The sequence below is a fragment of the Clavibacter zhangzhiyongii genome, from assembly GCF_014775655.1.
In the GTDB taxonomy this organism is placed as follows: Bacteria; Actinomycetota; Actinomycetes; order Actinomycetales; family Microbacteriaceae; genus Clavibacter; species Clavibacter zhangzhiyongii.
Genome location: NZ_CP061274.1, coordinates 3,048,551 through 3,067,962, shown reverse-complemented (window position 1 = coordinate 3,067,962; position 19,412 = coordinate 3,048,551). Strand labels below are relative to the sequence as shown.

Here is a 19,412-nt window from a genome sequence, read left to right as displayed (position 1 = left end):
CTAGCTGGGGGGACGGATGCCGGGCTCCACCTGCGCGAGGAGGGCCCGGGAGGCACGACCTATCATCTCAAGGACCTCGTCGAACCTCGCGGCGTCCGAGTAGTAGGGGTCGGGGACGTCCCGCAGGTGGGCCTGTGGAGGATCGAACGACAGCAGCAGGTGGATCTTCGCCCGGTCCGCCTCGGTCCGGGCCCACTGGCGCAGCGTGCGCTCCTGGCCGCGGTCGAAGACGACCACGAGGTCGAGGTCCTGCAGCGCGTCCGGGTCGAACTGCTTGGCGCGATGGGCGGATCCCGACAGCCCGATCCGCTCGAGGGCGTCGAGCGTGCGCGCGTCGGCCTGCTCGCCCACGTGCCAGTCGCCCGTGCCGGCGCTCGTCACGGAGACGCGGTCCGCGTGGCCGGCGCGCTGCACCAGGTCCCGGAAGACGACCTCCGCCATCGGCGAGCGGCAGATGTTGCCGGTGCAGACGAAGGCGATCCGGAAGACGGGTGGCGCCGTCGAGGCCGGAGAGTCGGGGGCTCCCATGCGCTCATTCTGTCGGCTGCGGTCCCTCCCCACACCCCCCGTCGGCGCCGGCGTCCCCGCGTCACGCCACCCGCGGCCCTCGCATCCGTCCTCCGCGACAGGATGCGGGCCGACGAGGAGAGACGACGGAGGGCACGGGATGCAGCGGGGATCGGCAGGGGGAGCGGGCGGCGGCGGTGCGTCGGACGGGGCGGCCGACGGGGCGGCGCACGCGGCGGGCGGGGGCACCCCGGGGCAGCTGCGCGCGGAGGCCCTCACGCGCGCCCACGCGCTCCGGACCCTCGCGGACGCGGTCGCCGCGACGCAGCGCGACCTCTCCTCCTGCCGGGACGACCCGTCGTGGTCCGGCCGCGCGCACGACGCGTTCCTCCGCGCCCTCGACGACCTCGCGGGCCGGGTCGCGCTCGCCGCCACCCTGCTCCACGACGCGACCGCGGCGGCGGGGTCGGCGTCGGCCTGCCCGGGTGCGGGCTCGTGACGGACCTCACGGTGACGCTCGGGGGCGCCACCGCCGTCGCCACGGACGAGCTGATGCGCGTCGCGGCCGGGCTCGACGACGCGGCCGCCCGCCTCGACGACCACGCGCGCGAGCTGACGTCGCCGCCGCTCGTGACGACGGTCACGGGCGAGCACGATTCCTCCCTCGACCTCCCGCGTCAGCTCCTCGGCGCGGCCGCCGACCACGCGCGCGCCCTCGCCGGCGAGCTGCGCCGGGCGGCCGCCGAGTACGCGGACGGGGAACGCGACGTCGACCGCTGCGTGCGATCCGCCGCCGACGTCGATCCCACGGCATCCGCCTCGTCCGGGTGGGCCGCCCTCCTCGGCGACGCCGTCCGGCCCTCGGTCGACGTGCTCCGCCTCCTCGGCCTCGGGGCTGCGCTCGCGCTCCACCCGGACGGGCCGACGCGGCTGGCGGTCCCCGGGGCCGTGCGGGTCGCCGTGTCCGACGTGGCGGCCGCGGCCACCCGCTTCGCGCCGGATCGCGCCGCGGGCGAGGCCGACGTGCGCGCGACGACGGCGGGGCTCCTCGCCGTGACGGGCGCGATCGGCCTCCTGCGGGACGCCCCCGCGACCGTCCGCGAGCGCCGCGACGTCCTGCGCCCGGCGCCGTCGACGCTGGCCGACCTCGCGGCCCGCGTCCCGGATCCCGCCCCCGGGTCGCCGCAGATGCGCGTCGAGGAGTACCGCGCACCCGACGGCGGCCGCCGCTTCGTGGCGTACCTCGGCGGCATGCTCACCCTGGATCCCCGCACCGGCCGGGAGGAGTTCGGGCCGTCGTCCGCCGCGACCGCCCTGGCGACCGAGAGCGGGTCGGCCGTCCGCGCCGCGGAGCTCGCCCTCCGGGAGGCGGGGGCCACCGCCGACGACGAGGTGTACGTCGTCGGGTACTCGATGGGCGGCATCCTCGCGCGATCCGTGGGCGACGACCCGGGGTTCCACGTCACCCACGAGCTGACGTTCGGGTCGCCGGTGGGCCAGCTGCCCCTGCGGCAGGGCATCGACGGCGTGGCGGTGGAGCACACCGACGATCCCGTCCCGGCCCTCGGCGGGAGCCGCTCGTCGGAGGGCGACGCCGGCGACGACGTCGTGGTCCGCTCCCGCGCGTACGACCCGGCGGCGCAGGCGGGGCCGCTGGACGCGCACGGTCTCGACGCGTACCGGGCGACAGCCCAGGAGATGGACGCGTCGCGCTCGCCGCACCTCGTGCGGGCTCGCGACGAGCTCCACCGCTTCCTCGACGGGGCGACGCCGGTCCGGACCCACCTCTACCGGGCCGAGCGGGCGCCCCTCACCCCGGTGAGGGGCATGGACCGTGCACGGTGAGCGGTCGGGCCGGGAGCCGGCCCGCGGAGGCGATCCCGGATCAGACCCGCGAGGTCACGGGCCGGAGCACGAGCCCCACCAGCCAGCTGAAGAGCGCCATGAGCAGCGCGCCGAGCACGCCCCACCAGAAGCCGTCGACCGTCAGGCCGAAGCCGAGCGCGTCGGAGATCGCCCCCACGAGGAGGAAGAGCAGGCCGTTGACGACGAGCGCGATGAGCCCGAGCGTGAGGAGGTAGAGCGGGAACGCCACGATGCGGATGGCCGTGCCGATCACGCCGTTCACGACGCCGAAGATCGCGCCGAGCAGCAGGTAGGTGAGCACGGTGGCCGTGGTGTCGCCCGGTTCGTAGGCGGTCACGACGGCGCCGGAGACGATGAGGGTGGTGAGCCAGAGCGCGACGGCGTTGACGACGACGCGGACGAGGAATCGGGACATGGGCCGATCCTCCCAGACGGCACCCCGCGAGACCACGGGCTCGGCGTTCCCCCGCCCCTAGAATCGCCCGGTGACCCCCGAACCCGCGCCCCTCGACGCCGACGCCGGCACCCCCGTCCGGCTCCGTCCCGCCATCGCCTCCATGGTCGCCTACCGCCAGGGCAAGCCCGCCGGCGAGGACGACTTCAAGCTCTCCAGCAACGAGAACCCCTTCGACCCGCTGCCGTCGGTGCTCGCGCGCATCGACCAGGTGCGCGACGTGAACCGGTACCCCGACGCGGGAGCCACTCTGCTGCGCACCGCGCTCGCCGAGCGCTTCGGCGTCACGGTCGACCACGTGCACGCCGGGGCCGGATCCGTGGCGATCCTCTCCCAGCTCATCACCGCGGCCGCGGGCCCGGGCGACGAGGTCGTGCACGCCTGGCGTTCCTTCGAGGCGTACCCGACGCTCATCACCGTCGCCGGCGCCACGGGCGTGCCGATCCCGAACCTCCCCGACCACTCGCACGACGTCGACGGCATGATCGCGGCCCTCACCGACCGCACGCGCGTCGTCATCGTCTGCACACCGAACAACCCCACGGGCACGCTGGTGACGGAGGAGGACCTCGAGCGCCTGCTCGCCGCCGTCCCCCGCGACGTGCTCGTGCTCCTCGACGAGGCGTACGGCGAGTTCGTGGCCCCGGAGCATGCCCTCGACGGCATGCGCCTGCTCGACCGCCACCCGAACCTCGTCGTCCTCCGCACGTTCTCCAAGGCCTACGGGCTGGCCGGTCTCCGCATCGGCTACGCCGTCGGGCACCCGCGGATCCTCGACGCCGCCCGGTCGGCCGCCATCCCGCTGTCCGTCACGGGCCACGCGCAGCACGCGGCGCTCGCGTCGCTCGAGCACGAGGACGAGCTCCTGGAGCGCGTCGCCGTGCTCGCCCGGGACCGCGACGAGGCCTGGCGCGCGCTCACCGAGCAGGGCTGGGAGGTCCCGCGCCCGCACGGCAACTTCGTCTGGCTGGCCACGGGCGCCGAGACCGCCGAGGTCGAGGCGCAGCTGGCCGCCGCCGGGCTCGTGGTGCGCGCCTTCGGGTCCGAGGGGATCCGCGTCACCGTCGGCGAGCCCGCCTCTGTCCGGAAGCTACTGAACGCGTCGGCGGAGATTGTCCGGGGGCTGCCGGAGGGCCACCCGGCGCGCCGGTAGGTTGGGACGATGCCGGAAAGCGATGTGACGGTCCAGCTCCTGACCCCCGCGGGCGAGCTCGCACCGAGCGACTCCGCCGAGGAGTTCCTCCCGTACTTCGAGCGACTCACGGAGGACGACCATCGCGGCTTCCTCCGCGACATGCGCCTCACGCGGGCGTTCGACCTCGAGGCCACGAACCTCCAGCGCCAGGGCCACCTCGGCCTCTGGGCGCCGAGCACGGGCCAGGAGGCGGCGCAGGTCGGATCCGGTCGGGCCACGCGCCCGCAGGACCACGTGTTCCCCGCCTACCGCGAGCACGGCGTCGCGCTGATCCGCGGCATCGACCCCGTCGACATCGTGCGCCTGATGCGCGGCGTCACCCACGGCGGCTGGGACCCGGCCGCGGGCAACTTCCACCTCTACACGCTGGTCATCGGCTCGCAGGCGCTGCACGCCACGGGCTACGCGATGGGCGTGGCCTTCGACGGCGACGTCGCCACGGGCGACCCCGACCGCGACACGGCCGTCATCGCCTACTACGGCGACGGCGCCACCAGCCAGGGCGACGTGAGCGAGGCGTTCGTCTTCGCCGCGAGCTTCCAGACCCCGCAGGTCTTCTTCCTCCAGAACAACCACTGGGCGATCTCGGTCCCCGTCTCCACGCAGTCGCGCACGCCCCTCTACCTCCGCTCCCGCGGGTTCGGCGTGCCGAGCACGCAGGTCGACGGCAACGACGTGTTCGCGAGCTACGCCGTCACGGCCAAGCACCTCGACGACGCGCGCAACGGCGGCGGCCCCTCCTTCATCGAGGCCCTCACCTACCGCGTCGGCGCGCACACCTCGAGCGACGATCCCACGAAGTACCGCACCGACGACGAGCTGCAGGGCTGGGTCGCGAAGGACCCCATCGCGCGCCTCGAGGCGTACCTGCGCGCCCAGGGCGCGCCGCAGTCGCTGTTCGACGGCATCGACGAGGAGGCCAAGGACCTCGCCGCCGACGTCCGCCGCCGCACCATCGAGCTGACCGGCCCGCCGCTGTCCGGCATCTTCGACCACGTCTACTCGGATCCGCACCCCGTCACGGCGGAGCAGCGCGAGTGGCTCGAGCGCTACGAGGCCTCGCTGGGAGGGACCCGATGACCGACACCATCGACCGCGCCGAGGCCGCCGGGACCGGCGCCGCGGACGGCGCCCCCGCCGGCATCGAGAGCATGCCCATGGCGAAGGCCCTCAACGCCGGCCTCCGCCGCGCGCTCGAGGAGGACGACAAGGTCCTGCTCATGGGCGAGGACATCGGCCCGCTCGGCGGCGTCTTCCGCATCACCGAGCACCTGCAGCGCGACTTTGGCGCGCGCCGGGTCATCGACACCCCGCTCGCCGAGTCCGGCATCGTCGGCACCGCCATCGGCCTCGCCATGCGCGGCTACCGGCCGGTGTGCGAGATCCAGTTCGACGGCTTCATCTACCCGGCGTTCGACCAGATCACGAGCCAGCTCGCCAAGATCACCAACCGGCACGAGGGCGCCGTGCGCATGCCCGTCGTGATCCGCGTGCCCTACGGCGGCCACATCGGCGCCATCGAGCACCACCAGGAGAGCCCGGAGGCGTACTTCGCGCACACCCCCGGCCTCCGCGTCGTGAGCCCGAGCACCCCGCACGACGCCTACTGGATGATCCAAGAGGCCATCCGGTCGGACGACCCGGTCATGTTCTTCGAGCCCAAGGCCCGCTACCGGCCGAAGGGCGAGGTGGACCTCTCCGCGCCCGGCATCGGCCTGCACGAGAGCCGCGTCGTCCGCTCCGGCACCGACGTCACGCTCGTCGGGCACGGCGCGATGGTCTCCATGCTGCTGCAGGCCGCCGAGCTCGCCGCCGCGGAGGGCACGAGCGTCGAGGTCGTCGACCTGCGCTCGCTGTCGCCCGTCGACTACGGCCCGATCCTCGAGTCGGTGCAGCGCACCGGCCGCCTCGTCGTCGCGCAGGAGGCGCCGGGCCACGTGTCCGTCGGCTCCGAGATCGCCGCGACGGTCACCGAGCGCGCGTTCTACTCGCTGGAGGCCCCGGTGATCCGCGTCTCCGGCTTCGACGCCCCGTTCCCGCCCGCGAAGCTCGAGACGCTGTACCTCCCGGATGCCGACCGCATCCTCGAGGCCGTCGACCGCTCGCTCGCCTACTAAGACGCCCCGCCGCCCCCGCGGCACGGAGAAGAGGACCGCACGATGGCTGATTCCGAGTTCACCCTGCCCGACGTGGGCGAGGGCCTCATCGACGCCGAGATCGTCTCGTGGCGCGTGCAGCCGGGCGACCAGGTCGCCCTGAACCAGGTGATCGTCGAGATCGAGACCGCGAAGTCGCTCGTGGAGCTGCCGAGCCCGTTCGAGGGCACCGTCTCGGGGCTCCTCGTGCAGGAGGGCCAGACGGTCGAGGTCGGCACGCCCATCATCGCCATCGCGCAGGGCTCGCCCGGCGTCTCCGGCCCGGCCGAGACGCCCGCGCAGATGGCGCTCCCCGGCGAGACCGTGATCGAGGACGACACCGCCATCGAGGGCCGCGAGCCCGTCGTGACGCCGGCTCCGGCCGCGGAGGAGACCTCGGGTGCCGTGCTCGTCGGCTACGGCACCGTCGGCAAGGTCGCGAGCCGGCGTCGCCGCGCCGAGCAGGGCGACGCCGCCCCCGCGCGCCCGGCCGCCCGCCCCGGCGCACCGGTCGGCGCCCCCGCCGCGCGCGCCCCGCGTCCCGCGTCCGTCCCCGCCGCCTCCGCCGCGCCGATCATCGCGAAGCCGCCCATCCGCAAGCTCGCCAAGGACCTCGAGGTCGACCTGGCCGAGGTGGAGGCCACCGGCCTCGTCGGCGAGATCACCCGCGAGGACGTCATCCGCACGGCCCAGCAGGCGAGCGTGTTCAAGAACATCGAGACGCCCGAGTGGCCGGACGCACGGGAGGACCGGATCCCCGTCAAGGGCGTCCGCAAGGTCATCGCCGCGGCCATGGTGCAGAGCGCGTTCCAGGCGCCGCACGTGAGCCTCTTCGTCGACGTCGACGCGACCCGCACGATGGAGTTCGTGAAGCGCCTCAAGGCCTCCACCGACTTCGCGGGCGTCAAGGTCTCGCCGCTGCTCATCATGGCGAAGGCGATGATCTGGGCCGTGCGCCGGAACCCGACGGTCAACTCCTCCTGGACCGACCAGGAGATCATCGTCCGCCACTACGTGAACCTCGGGGTCGCCGCCGCGACGCCGCGCGGGCTCGTCGTGCCGAACGTCAAGGAGTCGCAGGCGATGTCGCTCCTCGAGCTCGCCCGGTCCCTCGAGCAGCTGACGCTCACGGCCCGCGACGGGAAGACGAGCCCGGCCGACATGAGCCAGGGCACCATCACGCTCACCAACATCGGCGTCTTCGGGATGGACACCGGCACGCCGATCCTCAACCCGGGCGAGGTCGCCATCGTCGCGCTCGGCACCATCAAGCAGAAGCCCTGGGTCGTCGACGGCGAGGTGCGCCCGCGCTTCGTCACCACCATCGGCGCGAGCTTCGACCACCGGGTCGTCGACGGCGACGTGGCCAGCCGCTTCCTGGCGGACGTGGCGAGCATCATCGAGGAGCCGGCGCTGCTCCTGGAGTGACCGGGCGGGACTGCACAGCCGGGCGCCATTGGTCATGAGAGCGGTTCTCAATACCGTATCGTCGGATCCATGAACCGTCGCCCCCTCACCGCCCTGCTCGCCGTCTCGCTGCTCGCCGTCCCCCTCGCGGGCTGCGCCTCCGGATCCGCCGCCCCGTCCGACGGCGCCTCGGTGTCCGCCGACGGCACGCTCGAGGTCGTCGCGTCCACCGACGTCTACGGCGACATCGCGAAGCAGATCGGCGGCGACGACGTGAAGGTGACGTCGATCATCGACAGCCCGGACAAGGACCCGCACGAGTACCAGGCCACGTCGCGCGACCAGCTGGCGCTCTCCACGGCGGACGTCGTGATCCAGAACGGCGGCGGCTACGACGACTTCATCGACACGATGGTCGACGCCCTGCCGGACGCCGGGAGCCACGTCCTCCTCAACGCCTCCGACATCTCGGGCTACGACCAGGAGCCCGCCGAGGGCGAGTTCAACGAGCACATGTGGTACGACGTGCCCACGATGAAGAAGCTCGCCGCGGGCATCGCGGAGGCGTTCTCGAAGGCCGACCAGGCGGGCGCCTCGACGTTCGAGGCCAACGAGAAGGCGTTCAGCGAGAAGCTCGACGGCATCGCGTCCGCCGAGGCCGACGCGAAGGCGGCGGGCACCGGCAAGGGCGTCGCGATCACCGAGCCCGTCCCGCTGTACCTCACGAGCGCCATGGGCCTCGAGAACCGCACGCCGGACGAGTTCAGCGAGGCCATCGAGGAGGGCACCGACGTGCCCGCCGACGTGCTCGCCGAGACCCTCGCGCTGTTCTCGGAGAAGCAGGTCGCCGCGCTCGTCTACAACGCCCAGACCACGGGCACCACGACCGACCAGGTCGTCGCCGCGGCGAAGGCCGCGGGCGTCCCGGTGGTCCCCGTCACGGAGACGCTGCCCGCCGACCTGCCCGCGGGCAGCGGGTACGTTGAGTGGATGACCGAGAACGTCGCCGCCGTGGCCTCCGCGATCCGGGGATCGTGACCGGCGCACCCGTCCTGAACCTCCGGGACGCGACGCTGTCGTTCGGCGCGCGCACCCTCTGGAGCGGACTCGACCTCGACGTGGCGCCCGGCGAGTTCGTCGCCGTGCTCGGCCCGAACGGATCCGGCAAGACCAGCTTCCTCAAGTCCGTCCTCGGCGCCCAGCGCCTCACGTCGGGGGAGATGCGCTTCCTCGACGAGCCGGTGCGCCGCGGTGCGCGGCGCATCGGCTACATCCCGCAGCAGAAGCTCATCACCGCGTCCACGCCCGTGCGCGCCCGCGACCTCGTGGGCTTCGGCGTCACGGGCCACCGGTGGGGCCTGCCCCTCAGCAGGCGCGCCGAACGGGCCCGCGTCGACGAGCTGCTCGAGGCCGTCGGTGCCACGGCCTACGCGGACGCGCCCATCGCCGCGCTCTCGGGCGGCGAGCAGCAGCGGCTGCGGGTGGCCCAGGCCCTGGCGTCGGATCCGCGGCTGCTGCTCTGCGATGAGCCCCTGCTCAGCCTCGACCTCGCCCACCAGCGCGTGGTGAGCGAGCTCATCGACCGGCACCGGCGCGAGACCGATGCCGCCGTCGTCTTCGTGACCCACGACATCAACCCCGTCCTCGACATGGTCGACCGCGTCCTCTACCTCGTGGGTGGCCGGTTCCGCATCGGCACGCCCGACGAGGTCCTCGACTCCGAGGTGCTGAGCTCGCTCTACGGCACCCCGGTGGACGTGGTGCGCGTGCGGGGCCGCATCGTCGTGGTGGGCGCGACCGACGACCCGCACGACCACCACTCGCACGACGACGACCAGCACGACGAGCACGGCGACCACGGTCCGCACGGCCTGCACGGCGCCGACGCCGCATCCGACGGGAGGGCCGCGTGATCCACCTGCTCGTCGACCTGGGCGACCTCTGGTCGCGCCTGTTCGACTTCTCGGACTACGGCGCGCTCGTCGCGCTCCTGCGGAACAGCATCATCGCGGGCGCCGTGCTCGGCGTCGTGGGCGGCCTCATCGGCGTGTTCGTGATGACGCGCGACCTCGCGTTCGCGGTGCACGGCGTGAGCGAGCTCTCGTTCGCGGGCGCGGCGGCGGCGCTGCTGCTCGGCGTCAACGTCGTCGGCGGATCGCTGGTGGGCTCGCTCATCGCGGCCGTCGCCATCGGCGTCCTCGGCACCCGGGCCAAGGACCGCAACTCGATCATCGCCGTGCTCATGCCGTTCGGCCTGGGCCTCGGCATCCTCTTCCTCGCCCTCTACGACGGCCGCGCCAGCAACAAGTTCGGGTTGCTCACCGGCCAGATCGTCGCGGTCGACAACCCGCAGCTCGGCTACCTCGTCGCGATCAGCGCCGTCGTCATCGTGGGCCTCGCGATCGTCTGGCGGCCGCTCATGTTCGCGAGCGTCGACCCGGACGTCGCGGCCGCGCGCGGGATCCCGGTGCGCCTGCTCTCCATCGTCTTCATGGTCCTGCTCGGGCTCGGCACCGCGGTCTCCATCCAGATCGTCGGCGCGCTGCTCGTGCTCTCGCTCCTCGTGACGCCGGCGGCCGCCGCCATGCGCGTCTCGTCGACGCCGCGCGTGGTCGTCGCGCTCTCCGTGCTGTTCGCGCTCACGAGCATCGTCGGCGGGATCATGCTGGCGCTCGGCAGCAGCATCCCGATCAGCCCGTACGTCACCACCATCTCGTTCACGATCTACCTGGTCTGCCGCGGCATCGACGCCCTCCGGGCGCGCACCGGCACGTCGGGTGGGACGCGTACCCTGGCGGGGCGGGGAGGATCGCCCGCCGGGAGGGGACGGGCATGAAGCGGAACACGTGGCAGCGGGAGGCCGTGCGCCAGGCGCTCGACGCCTCCACCGAGTTCGTGAGCGCCCAGCGGCTGCACGCGCGCCTGCACGACGCGGGATCCCCGATCGGCCTGGCCACCGTGTACCGCGCGCTCGGCGACCTCGCCGCGGAGGGCGACGCCGACTCGCTGCAGTCGCCCGACGGCGAGGCGCTCTACCGCACCTGCGACACGGGCGGCCACCACCACCACCTCATCTGCCGTGTCTGCGGCAAGACGGTGGAGATCGCGGCCGACGAGGTCGAGTCGTGGGCGCACGACGTGGCCGCGCGCAACGGCTTCACCGCGCCGACCCACGTGGTCGACGTCTTCGGACTCTGCGCGGAGTGCACGCGCCGGGCGGCCGACGCGGCGTCCGCCGACGCCTCCGCGACCGCCGCCGAGGCCCCCGCATCCGCATGATCCCGGGCTCCCGGCTTGCGTCCGGGCGTGTCGTCGCGTAGCCTCGATCCTTGGCCGAGCGGCTCATCCGCTCGCATGTGCGCCGATCCCCCTCCTCACCGAGATCCGGGGTCCCGGCGTGCCGACAAGAAATCTTGGGTAGGGCGGTCTCGCCCTACGGTACCTACGGAGGAAACCATGGCAGCAACCTGCCAGGTGACCGGCGCCGTCCCCGGCTTCGGACACAACATCTCGCACTCGCACCGGCGCACCAAGCGCCGCTTCGACCCGAACGTGCAGAAGAAGACGTACTACGTCCCCTCGCTGCGTCGCAACGTCAAGCTCACGCTCTCCGCGAAGGGCATCAAGGTCATCGACGCCCGCGGCATCGAGTCCGTCGTCAAGGACCTCCTCGGTCGTGGGGTGAAGATCTGATGGCCAAGCAGCAGGACGTCCGTCCGATCATCAAGCTCCGCTCGACGGCTGGCACCGGGTACACGTACGTGACCCGCAAGAACCGCCGCAACAACCCCGACCGCCTCGTGCTGAAGAAGTACGACCCGGTCGTCCGCAAGCACGTCGACTTCCGCGAGGAGCGCTAACCATGGCCAAGAAGAGCAAGATCGCCCGCAACGAGCAGCGCAAGGTCATCGTCGAGCGGTACGCCGCGAAGCGCCTCGAGCTGAAGAAGGCCCTCGTGGACCCGAACGGCACCGACGAGAGCCGCGAGGCGGCCCGCGCCGGCATCCAGCGCCTCCCGCGCGACGCCTCGCCCGTCCGCGTCCGCCAGCGCGACGGCATCGACGGTCGCCCCCGCGGCAACCTGTCGAAGTTCGGCATCTCCCGCGTCCGCTTCCGGGACATGGCCCACCGCGGCGAGCTTCCGGGCATCACGAAGTCGAGCTGGTAGGTTCCAAGCGGCCGCACGGCCGTACGGACCGCTGATGGCCCCGTCGGGTCGCGCGGTCAGCTGACGTAGACAGAACCCATCCACCACACGGCCGCTCGAGAAGAACGGCACCAGGTCCGAGGAGGACACCCATGGCTGACAAGTCACTCAACCGCACCGAGCTCGTTGCCGCCGTCGCCGCGGAGTCGGGACAGAGCCAGGCCGCCGTCAACGGCGTCCTCGACGCTCTCTTCTCCACCGTCGCGACCAACGTCGCCGACGGCGTCAAGGTCACGATCCCGGGCTGGGTCGCGTTCGAGCAGACGGCTCGCGCCGCGCGCACGGGCCGCAACCCGCAGACGGGCGAGCCCCTCGAGATCAAGGCGTCCAAGGGCGTCAAGGTCTCCGCCGGCAGCAAGCTCAAGGCCGCCGTCAAGTAGTCCTCCTCACCTCACGCCCAGCGGGGGCGCCGACTCCGGTCGGCGCCCCCGCTGTCGCGTCCCCGGGCTCCGCCTCCTGCGGGCCGAGGCGGCCAGCCGCCCGTCAGCAGGCGCGAGTTACGCTGGATCCCTCATGCCCAGACTCCTCCGCGTCGCGGGGCCCGCCGCCCTCCTCATCGTCGCGTTCCTCTCCCTGCTGGCCGCGCTCGCCATCGGCGGAGGCGCCGCCCCGCAGCTCCTCGAGGACGCCGGCCCGGTGGTCCGCTACGGACTGCCCGCCGCGAAGATGATGGTGAACATCACGGCGGCCACGGCCATCGGCGCGCTGCTGCTCGCGGCCTTCGCGCTGTCCCGGAAGCGCGCCGAGTACGGACGGGCGCTCGACATCGCCGCCGCGGGCGCAGCCCTCTGGACGGTCGCCTCGGCGATCACCGCCTTCTTCACCTTCCTCAGCGTCTCGGGCACGCCGTTCTCCCTCAGCCCCGAGTTCGGCACGAGCCTCGGCCTGGTGCTCACGCAGATCTCCGTCGGCCAGGCGTGGCTCGCGACCACGCTCATCGCCGCGACCGTCACGGTGCTGTGCTTCGCGGTGCGGAACCACACGGCCATCGCGTTCGTGCTCGTCCTCGCCGTCGGCGGGCTCGTCCCCATGGCCCAGCAGGGGCACGCGGGCGGCACCGAGGGGCACGACGCCGCCGTCAACGCGCTCGGCCTGCACCTCGTGTTCGCGGCCGTGTGGCTCGGCGGCCTGCTCACGATGGTGCTGCTGCGCTCGAAGCTCGACGGCGACCGGCTCGTGCCCGTCCTCCGCCGCTACTCGGCCGTGGCGCTCGTGTGCTTCGTGGTCGTCGCGGCGTCCGGGTACGTGAGCGCGGAGATCCGCGTCGGCTCGCTCGACCGGCTGCTCACCCCGTACGGCCTGCTGGTGCTCGTGAAGGTCGCGGCCCTGCTCGCGCTCGGGCTGTTCGGCGCCGCGTACCGCCGGGTGCTCATCGGGCGCCTGGAGGAGCGGGGATCCACGGCCCGCGGGCCCTTCTGGTGGCTCGTGACCGCGGAGCTCGCGTTCATGGGCGTCGCGTCCGGCGTGGCCGCGGCCCTCGCCCGCACCGCGCCGCCGGTGAGCCAGGTCGTGGCGACGCAGCTGCCGGATCCGACGCCCGCGCAGATCCTCACCGGCGAGCCCCTGCCGCCCGAGCTCACGCCCATGCGCTACCTCACCGAGTGGAACTTCGACCTGCTCTGGGTCCTGCTGTGCGCCTTCGGCGTCTTCTTCTACCTGGCCGGCGTGCGCCGCCTCCGGAAGCGCGGCGACGCCTGGCCCGTGCACCGCTCGATCCTCTGGGTCGCGGGCATGATCGGCCTCTTCTACATCACCAACGGCGGCGTGAACGTCTACCAGAAGTACCTCTTCAGCTCGCACATGCTGGCGCACATGGTGCTGGCCATGGTCATCCCGCTGCTGCTCGTGCCGGGTGCGCCCGTGACGCTCGCGATGCGCGCCATCCGCAAGCGCCAGGACGGCAGCCGCGGCGGCCGCGAGTGGATCCTCATGGCCGTCCACTCCAAGTTCGCCGGCTTCGTCGGCCACCCCATCGTGGCGGCCGTGCTCTTCGCCGGGTCGCTCCTCGTCTTCTACTACTCGCCGCTGTTCAGCTGGGCCACGACCGACCACATCGGGCACCAGTGGATGATCGTGCACTTCCTCATCGTCGGGTACCTCTTCACGCAGAACCTCATCGGCGTCGACCCGATGCCCGTGCGCCTGGCCTACCCGATGCGCCTGCTGCTGCTCCTCGCCACCATGGCGTTCCACGCGTTCTTCGGGCTGTCGCTCATGACGGGGACCGGGCTGCTGCTCGCGGACTGGTTCGGCGCCATGGGGCGGCCGTGGGGCGAGTCGGCGCTGGCCGACCAGCAGGCGGGCGGCGGCATCGCGTGGAGCATCGGCGAGATCCCCACGGTGGTCCTCGCGATCGTCACGGCCATCATGTGGAGCAAGAGCGACAAGCGGGACTCCGTCCGGTACGACCGCAAGGCGGACCGCGACGGCGACGCCGAGCTCGAGGCCTACAACCGCAACCTCGAGGCGCTGCAGGCGGCGGAGCGGCGCTGAGCCGCGGCGTCCGGCCCCTGCGGGGGCCTCAGTCGGCGCGGGCCCGGCGAGCGGCCACGAGCACGGCGATGCCCGTGAGGAGCTCCCACGCGGTGACGGTGTAGACGGAGCCGCGCTCCCAGATCCCGTCGACGTCGGATCCGCCGAGCGACTGCAGCGCGACGAGCGCGGCGAGGCCCACGACCCCGAGGGCGACGCTCGCGACGCGGAACGCGCGGGGTGCGCCGAGGCGGCGGGAGCCGGCGCCCGCCACGATCGAGGCGACGTTGCCCGAGATGATCGCGAGCCCGGCCCCGACGACGTGCAGCCAGCCGATGCCGCTCGCGTCGCTCGCGGCGCTGCCGTGGATGAGGCCGACCACGATGATCCCGACCGCGTGCAGGGCCGCGAGGGCGAGGAACGCGCGGCGCGGGCCGGCGCGGAGGGCGCGCGTGGCGATGGCCGCGGCGACGAGGTAGAGGACGCCCTGGAGGACGAAGCCCGCGTTCATGACGGCGGCGAGCGGCGAGTCGATGGTGCGGCCCTGGAACTCGGCGACCTCGGGCACGCCGAGGTCGCTGATGTAGTTGGCGGAGTAGCTGTAACCGGGGAAGGCGGAAGCGGCGATGGCCTCGGTGCCGACGTAGACGACGGCGGCGGCGATCCAGGCGATGCCGGCGGCCGCGGGGACGGCGTCGGGGCGGGTGCTCATGGGTCTCCTCCCGCCGAGCGTCCGTGGCGGCGCGCGACCTCTCGATGATGGCGGACGGCGGCGGGCATCACCGCATCCATTGACACGGCAAAGCACTTTGCGTTACAAAGTAGCGAGGGCGGGAGCCCGGCGGGCGAGGGTCGTCCGCGGAGAGGCGGAGATGGACACGACGATGCGCACGGACCAGGTCGACGACGACGGGCCCGCGCCCGACCCGCGCGCGATGCACGCGCTCATGGAGGACCAGCGGCGGGTCGCGGTCGACGCGCAGACGTCGTTCGTCTGGATCATGGAGGTGGTCTGGGGCGTCGCGTGGATCCTCGGCTACACGGCGCTGTGGCTCATCGACGGGTCCGACGCGGTGAGCCTGCCGCTGCCGGTCGCCGTCGGGATCTTCGCGGGGCTCATCGGCGTCGGCGTGGTCGTGAGCATCGTGCTCGGGATCCGCGGCTCGACGGGCCTGGCGACCACGGGCGAGGCGCGCTGGCAGGGGCGTGTCTACGGGATCAGCTGGTCGGTGGCGATGACGTCGGTCTACGTGCTCGGCATCGGGCTCGCGTTCAACGGCGCCACCGACGAGACGCTGGCGATCTTCTACCCCTCGGGCTTCTCGTTCGTCGCCGGGATGATGCTGCTGTCGACCGCGGCGCTGTTCCACTCGCGCACGTCGCTGCTCCTCGGCTCGATCCTCGTGGTCGCCGCCCTCGCGGCGCCCTTCGCGGGCTACCCCGGCAACTACCTGGTGATGGCCGTCGTGGGCGGGGGCGCCTACCTCGTGACGGGGATCGCCGTCGCCGTGCGCGGAGCGCGCACCCGCCGCTCGCTGCGAGCCCGCCTTGGCTGACCTCGACCCCGTGATCCACGCGCAGGCCCGGCTGCGGATCGTCGCGTCGCTCGCCACCCTCGACGCGGGGGAGGCGCTGTCGTTCCCGCGGCTCCAGGAGATCCTCGACATGACGGCCGGCAACCTGTCGACGCACCTGCGGAAGCTCGAGGACCCCGGCTACGTCGAGGTGCGGAAGACGCACGAGGGGCGGCAGCCCGTGACCTACCTGGCGCTCACGACGGTCGGGCGGCGGGCGTTCGAGGACTACCGCCGGGCGCTCACGGAGATGCTCGACGCGTAGCGGGCGGCCGTCACCGCCGGCCGGGGCCGCCGGACGCGACGAGGCCCGCCGTGCGATGCGCGCGGCGGGCCTCGGTGGAGCAGGGCGGGCTCAGGACGTGGCGGTCTCCAGCAGCGGCACGAGCCGGTCGAGCGCGTAGCCGGTGGAGAGCGTCGTGCCGATGGAGTAGGCCGACGAGACGTCGCCGTCGAGCACGATCGCGTGGCCGGCCGCGACCGCGGGGATCGCCTGCCACAGCGGGTCGTCCGTGATGACGGCCTTGTCGATGAAGATCGGGAACGCCACGATCACGTCGGCGTCGAGCAGGTCGAGCTGCTCGGAGGAGACGTCCACCGAGAAGCCGCCGGCGTTCGCGGGGATCCCGGCGATGGTGGGGCTCTGCGCGAAGCCGAGGCGCTCGAGGAACGCGACGCGCTCGCTGCCCTCGACGTAGGCGCCCCAGCCCTCGCTGGTCTTGGTGGCGGCCGTGACGGTCTTGCCCTTCCAGTCGGGGTGCGCGGCCTCGACCTCGTCGAAGCGCTGGTCCACCGCCTCGAGGAGCGCGTCGCCCTGGTCCTCGCGGCCGAGTGCCTCGGCGACCATGTCGACCTGGTCCTCCATGTCGGTGAGGTAGCTGTCGGCGCCCTCGGGCACGCCGATGGTCGGAGCGATCTGCGAGAGGCGGTCGTAGCGCGCCTGGTCGCCGGAGCCCTTGGTGTCGAGGATGAGGTCGGGCTTCAGCGCCGCGATCGCCTCGTAGGAGGGCTCGAGCGTCTCGATGAGCTGCGGCGCCTCCGTGTAGAGGTCCTGCGCCCAGGGGCCGACGCCGTCGGCGTCCTCGCCGAAGCCGAGCCAGTCGGACGCGCCGACGGGCTGCACGCCGAGGGCGAGCGCGGTCTCCGCGTCGCCCCAGCCGAGGGCGACGACGCGCGTCGGCTCGCTCGGCACGGTCACCTCGCCGAACTTCGTGTCGACGGTGGCGGGGAAGGCGCCGGACGCGGATCCGGAGGCCGGCGGCGCGGACGCGCCCGGGTCGGACGCGGCGCTGCACCCGGTGAGGGCGAGCGTCGCGACGGTGATCGCGACGAGCGCGGAGCCGGTGGTGGGGAACCTCATGGTGCGGGGCCTCTCGGGAGCGGAGCGAAGGGTGACGGGTCGGTGCGGATCCCGTCAGGCAAGGGCAGCCTAACCTAAACGCGCGATAGGCTTCCGAGGCCATGTCGCTCCGGGTCCTCGCGCGCGCCTCCGCCACCGACGCCCCCGCGGGCCGGGCGCGGAGCGGTCTGTCGCGCTCGGCGGGCCTCCTGCTCGCGCTCGCGGCCCTCGTGCTGGCGTGCCTGGCGAGCATCGCGATCGGCTCGCGCGACATCCCGCTCGGCGCCGTGGTCGACGCGCTCGCCGGCCGGCCGCGCGATGCCGCCGAGCTCGTCGTGATCCTCGACCTCCGCATCCCGCGCACCCTCGTCGGCCTGGCCGCCGGCCTCGCGCTCGGGGTCGCGGGCGCGCTCATCCAGGCCGTCACGCGGAACCCGCTGGCGGATCCCGGCATCCTCGGCGTCACCGCCGGCTCGGCCTTCGCGGTCGCCGTCGCCACCGGCGTCCTCGGCGTGACCGCCGTGAGCGGTTACCTCTGGTTCGCCTTCGGCGGCGCGCTCGTGGCCGCCGTCGTGGTCTACGTGGTGGGATCCGCGGGGCGCGGCGGCGGGGACCCGGTGCGCCTCACGCTCGCCGGCGTCGCCCTCGGCGCGGTGCTCGCGGGCATCACCTCGGGCCTGCTGCTGGCCGACCCGCAGGGGTTCAGCGCCATGCGCGCCTGGGAGTCGGGCTCGCTGCAGGACCGCGGTTGGGACGCCCTCCTGCCGGTCGCTCCGTTCCTCGCGGTCGGCGTGCTGCTGGCCGCGCTCATCGCCCGGAGCCTCGACGCGGTCGCGCTCGGCGACGACCTCGCGCGGTCCCTCGGCGCGAACGTGGTGGTGGTGCGGACGGTCGCGGTCGTCGCGGTGACCCTGCTCGCGGGCGGGGCGACGGCGATGGCCGGGCCCATCGCGTTCGTGGGCCTGATGATCCCGCACATCGCCCGCTGGATCGTGGGGCCGGACCAGCGCTGGATCCTCGCGTACACGATCGTGCTCGCGCCCGTGCTGCTGCTCGCGGCCGACGTCGTGGGCCGGGTCGTGCTGCGGCCGGCGGAGCTGCCCGCGGGGATCGTGACGGCCGTGCTCGGCGCGCCCGTGCTGATCCTGCTCGTGCGCCGGCAGAGGGCGTCGGCGCTGTGAGCGCGCCCGCCCGCGCCGGTCGCCGACCCGCCGCCCGCATCCCCGGCACCGTCCGGCTGCCCGTGGTGGGCACGCGCCTCCAGCGCCGGGAGGTGCTCGTGGGTGCGGCGCTCGCCGTCGTCATCGTCGCGGTCGCGCTCGTGGCGCTCGGCACCGGGGACTTCCCGCTCACGGTGCCCGAGGTGATCCGCGCGATGGTGCTCCCCGACGGGTCCTTCGCCTCGACCATCGTGCTCGAGTGGCGCCTGCCGCGCGTGCTGGCGGCCCTCGCGTTCGGTGCCGCGCTGGGGGTCGCGGGCGCGGTGTTCCAGTCGCTCACGCGCAACCCGCTGGGATCGCCGGACATCATCGGCTTCTCGACCGGCTCGTACACGGGCGCGCTGATCGTCACCACGCTGGCGGGCGCCGCCTTCCTGCCCACGGCGATCGGCGCGCTGGCCGGCGGGCTCGGCACGGCGCTCGTCGTGTACCTGCTCGCGTACCGCGGCGGCGTGCAGGGGTTCCGGCTGATCATCACGGGCATCGCCGTCACGGCCGTGCTGCACGGGGTCAACACGTTCCTGCTGCTGAAGGCGGGCACCGAGGTGGCGATGGCCGCGTCGATCTGGGGCGCCGGATCCCTCGCGCTCGTCGGCTGGGACCGCGCCCTCCCCGCGTTCGTCGCCCTCCTCGTGCTCGCGCCGGCGATCCTGCTGCTCTCGGCCCCGCTCCGGCAGCTCGAGCTCGGCGACGACGCCGCGCGCGCCCACGGCGTGCGGGCCGAGCCGACGCGGCTGGCACTGCTGGTCCTCGGCGTCGCCCTCACCGCGATCGTGACGGCGGCGTCCGGGCCCATCGCGTTCGTCGCGCTCGCCGCCCCGCAGATCGCCCGCCGCCTCACCCGCAGCGCCGGCCTGCCCCTCGTGCCGGCCGCGCTGACGGGCGGCCTGCTGCTGCTCGCCGCCGACTCCGTCGCCCAGCACGCGCTGCCGGGGACGGTGCCCGTGGGGATCGTCACGGTCGTCGTCGGCGGGGTCTACCTGATCGCGCTGCTGATCCGCGAGGCGTCCCGCCGTGCCTGACGCCGCCGCCCCCG

General features: G+C 73.5%; 23 protein-coding genes. 19 read left to right on the top strand and 4 right to left on the bottom strand.

Annotation, left to right across the window (positions count from 1 at the left end; translation table 11 throughout):
* Entirely contained in the window at nucleotides 1-528 is a 528-nt protein-coding gene (locus H9X71_RS14650) for a low molecular weight protein-tyrosine-phosphatase (protein WP_191147727.1), read from the bottom strand.
* A 139-nt stretch (nucleotides 529-667) separates the two neighbouring features.
* On the opposite strand from H9X71_RS14650, the gene H9X71_RS14645 reads away from it, so the two are divergent.
* Nucleotides 668-1,006, top strand: a complete 339-nt coding sequence (locus H9X71_RS14645) for a hypothetical protein (RefSeq protein ID WP_244961665.1) — start codon at nucleotides 668-670, stop codon at nucleotides 1,004-1,006.
* Nucleotides 1,003-2,352 (top strand): hypothetical protein, encoded by a 1,350-nt coding sequence (locus tag H9X71_RS14640; protein ID WP_191147726.1) that lies wholly within the window; start codon nucleotides 1,003-1,005, stop codon nucleotides 2,350-2,352. Before H9X71_RS14645 ends, H9X71_RS14640 begins: the two co-directional genes overlap by 4 nt.
* A 40-nt stretch (nucleotides 2,353-2,392) precedes the next feature.
* Here the strand turns inward: H9X71_RS14640 and H9X71_RS14635 are convergent, their stop codons facing one another.
* Nucleotides 2,393-2,788, bottom strand: coding sequence for a phage holin family protein (locus H9X71_RS14635; protein WP_191147725.1), 396 nt, complete (start codon nucleotides 2,786-2,788; stop codon nucleotides 2,393-2,395).
* A gap of 70 nt (nucleotides 2,789-2,858) precedes the next feature.
* On the opposite strand from H9X71_RS14635, the gene H9X71_RS14630 reads away from it, so the two are divergent.
* The 13 genes from H9X71_RS14630 (at nucleotide 2,859) to H9X71_RS14570 (ending at nucleotide 14,264) form a co-directional block, all read left to right on the top strand.
* Entirely contained in the window at nucleotides 2,859-3,980 is a 1,122-nt protein-coding gene (locus tag H9X71_RS14630; RefSeq protein WP_191147724.1) for a pyridoxal phosphate-dependent aminotransferase, read from the top strand.
* 9 nt (nucleotides 3,981-3,989) lie between these two features.
* The gene (locus H9X71_RS14625) at nucleotides 3,990-5,102 is read left to right on the top strand and encodes a thiamine pyrophosphate-dependent dehydrogenase E1 component subunit alpha (protein WP_191147723.1); all 1,113 of its coding nucleotides are present in this window, start codon (nucleotides 3,990-3,992) and stop codon (nucleotides 5,100-5,102) included.
* Between the two features lie 71 nt (nucleotides 5,103-5,173).
* Nucleotides 5,174-6,139, top strand: coding sequence for an alpha-ketoacid dehydrogenase subunit beta (locus H9X71_RS14620; RefSeq protein ID WP_191149215.1), 966 nt, complete (start codon nucleotides 5,174-5,176; stop codon nucleotides 6,137-6,139).
* 42 nt (nucleotides 6,140-6,181) lie between these two features.
* Nucleotides 6,182-7,585 carry a dihydrolipoamide acetyltransferase family protein gene (locus tag H9X71_RS14615; RefSeq protein ID WP_191147722.1) on the top strand — a complete coding sequence of 468 codons (1,404 nt, stop codon included), beginning with the start codon at nucleotides 6,182-6,184 and terminating at the stop codon, nucleotides 7,583-7,585.
* A gap of 69 nt (nucleotides 7,586-7,654) precedes the next feature.
* Nucleotides 7,655-8,602, top strand: a complete 948-nt coding sequence (locus tag H9X71_RS14610) for a metal ABC transporter substrate-binding protein (protein WP_191147721.1) — start codon at nucleotides 7,655-7,657, stop codon at nucleotides 8,600-8,602.
* Entirely contained in the window at nucleotides 8,599-9,477 is an 879-nt protein-coding gene (locus tag H9X71_RS14605) for a metal ABC transporter ATP-binding protein (RefSeq protein ID WP_191147720.1), read from the top strand. Before H9X71_RS14610 ends, H9X71_RS14605 begins: the two co-directional genes overlap by 4 nt.
* Nucleotides 9,474-10,400 (top strand): metal ABC transporter permease, encoded by a 927-nt coding sequence (locus H9X71_RS14600; protein WP_191147719.1) that lies wholly within the window; start codon nucleotides 9,474-9,476, stop codon nucleotides 10,398-10,400. Before H9X71_RS14605 ends, H9X71_RS14600 begins: the two co-directional genes overlap by 4 nt.
* Nucleotides 10,397-10,843: a Fur family transcriptional regulator gene (locus H9X71_RS14595; protein ID WP_191147718.1), complete on the top strand. Its 447-nt coding sequence runs from the start codon at nucleotides 10,397-10,399 to the stop codon at nucleotides 10,841-10,843. Before H9X71_RS14600 ends, H9X71_RS14595 begins: the two co-directional genes overlap by 4 nt.
* 177 nt (nucleotides 10,844-11,020) lie before the next feature.
* The gene (rpmB, locus tag H9X71_RS14590) at nucleotides 11,021-11,257 is read left to right on the top strand and encodes a 50S ribosomal protein L28 (protein WP_015491494.1); all 237 of its coding nucleotides are present in this window, start codon (nucleotides 11,021-11,023) and stop codon (nucleotides 11,255-11,257) included.
* Entirely contained in the window at nucleotides 11,257-11,424 is a 168-nt protein-coding gene (gene rpmG / locus H9X71_RS14585) for a 50S ribosomal protein L33 (RefSeq protein WP_011187086.1), read from the top strand. Before rpmB ends, rpmG begins: the two co-directional genes overlap by 1 nt.
* A 2-nt stretch (nucleotides 11,425-11,426) precedes the next feature.
* Complete coding sequence (gene rpsN / locus H9X71_RS14580) at nucleotides 11,427-11,732, top strand: 30S ribosomal protein S14 (protein WP_015491493.1); 306 nt, start codon at nucleotides 11,427-11,429, stop codon at nucleotides 11,730-11,732.
* 131 nt (nucleotides 11,733-11,863) lie between these two features.
* Nucleotides 11,864-12,151 carry an HU family DNA-binding protein gene (locus H9X71_RS14575; RefSeq protein ID WP_012039622.1) on the top strand — a complete coding sequence of 96 codons (288 nt, stop codon included), beginning with the start codon at nucleotides 11,864-11,866 and terminating at the stop codon, nucleotides 12,149-12,151.
* A 133-nt stretch (nucleotides 12,152-12,284) separates the two neighbouring features.
* Nucleotides 12,285-14,264, top strand: a complete 1,980-nt coding sequence (locus H9X71_RS14570) for a bifunctional copper resistance protein CopD/cytochrome c oxidase assembly protein (RefSeq protein ID WP_213003954.1) — start codon at nucleotides 12,285-12,287, stop codon at nucleotides 14,262-14,264.
* A gap of 28 nt (nucleotides 14,265-14,292) precedes the next feature.
* Here the strand turns inward: H9X71_RS14570 and H9X71_RS14565 are convergent, their stop codons facing one another.
* Nucleotides 14,293-14,955, bottom strand: a complete 663-nt coding sequence (locus H9X71_RS14565; RefSeq protein ID WP_191147717.1) for a DUF998 domain-containing protein — start codon at nucleotides 14,953-14,955, stop codon at nucleotides 14,293-14,295.
* A gap of 160 nt (nucleotides 14,956-15,115) precedes the next feature.
* Here H9X71_RS14565 and H9X71_RS14560 point away from each other — a divergent pair, with 160 nt between their 5' ends.
* Both H9X71_RS14560 and H9X71_RS14555 read left to right on the top strand, forming a co-directional pair.
* The gene (locus H9X71_RS14560; RefSeq protein WP_191147716.1) at nucleotides 15,116-15,799 is read left to right on the top strand and encodes a hypothetical protein; all 684 of its coding nucleotides are present in this window, start codon (nucleotides 15,116-15,118) and stop codon (nucleotides 15,797-15,799) included.
* Nucleotides 15,792-16,082, top strand: coding sequence for a transcriptional regulator (locus H9X71_RS14555; RefSeq protein ID WP_086518456.1), 291 nt, complete (start codon nucleotides 15,792-15,794; stop codon nucleotides 16,080-16,082). The genes H9X71_RS14560 and H9X71_RS14555 overlap by 8 nt, the downstream gene beginning before the upstream one ends.
* A gap of 90 nt (nucleotides 16,083-16,172) precedes the next feature.
* On the opposite strand, the gene H9X71_RS14550 is transcribed toward H9X71_RS14555, so the two are convergent.
* Nucleotides 16,173-17,177, bottom strand: coding sequence for an iron-siderophore ABC transporter substrate-binding protein (locus tag H9X71_RS14550; RefSeq protein WP_191147715.1), 1,005 nt, complete (start codon nucleotides 17,175-17,177; stop codon nucleotides 16,173-16,175).
* Nucleotides 17,178-17,278: 101 nt separating this feature from the next.
* On the opposite strand from H9X71_RS14550, the gene H9X71_RS14545 reads away from it, so the two are divergent.
* Both H9X71_RS14545 and H9X71_RS14540 read left to right on the top strand, forming a co-directional pair.
* A complete protein-coding gene (locus H9X71_RS14545) occupies nucleotides 17,279-18,337 on the top strand; it encodes a FecCD family ABC transporter permease (protein WP_191147714.1) in 1,059 nt (352 codons plus the stop codon).
* Nucleotides 18,334-19,398, top strand: a complete 1,065-nt coding sequence (locus H9X71_RS14540) for a FecCD family ABC transporter permease (RefSeq protein WP_191147713.1) — start codon at nucleotides 18,334-18,336, stop codon at nucleotides 19,396-19,398. The genes H9X71_RS14545 and H9X71_RS14540 overlap by 4 nt, the downstream gene beginning before the upstream one ends.
* Nucleotides 19,399-19,412: the final 14 nt, after the last annotated feature.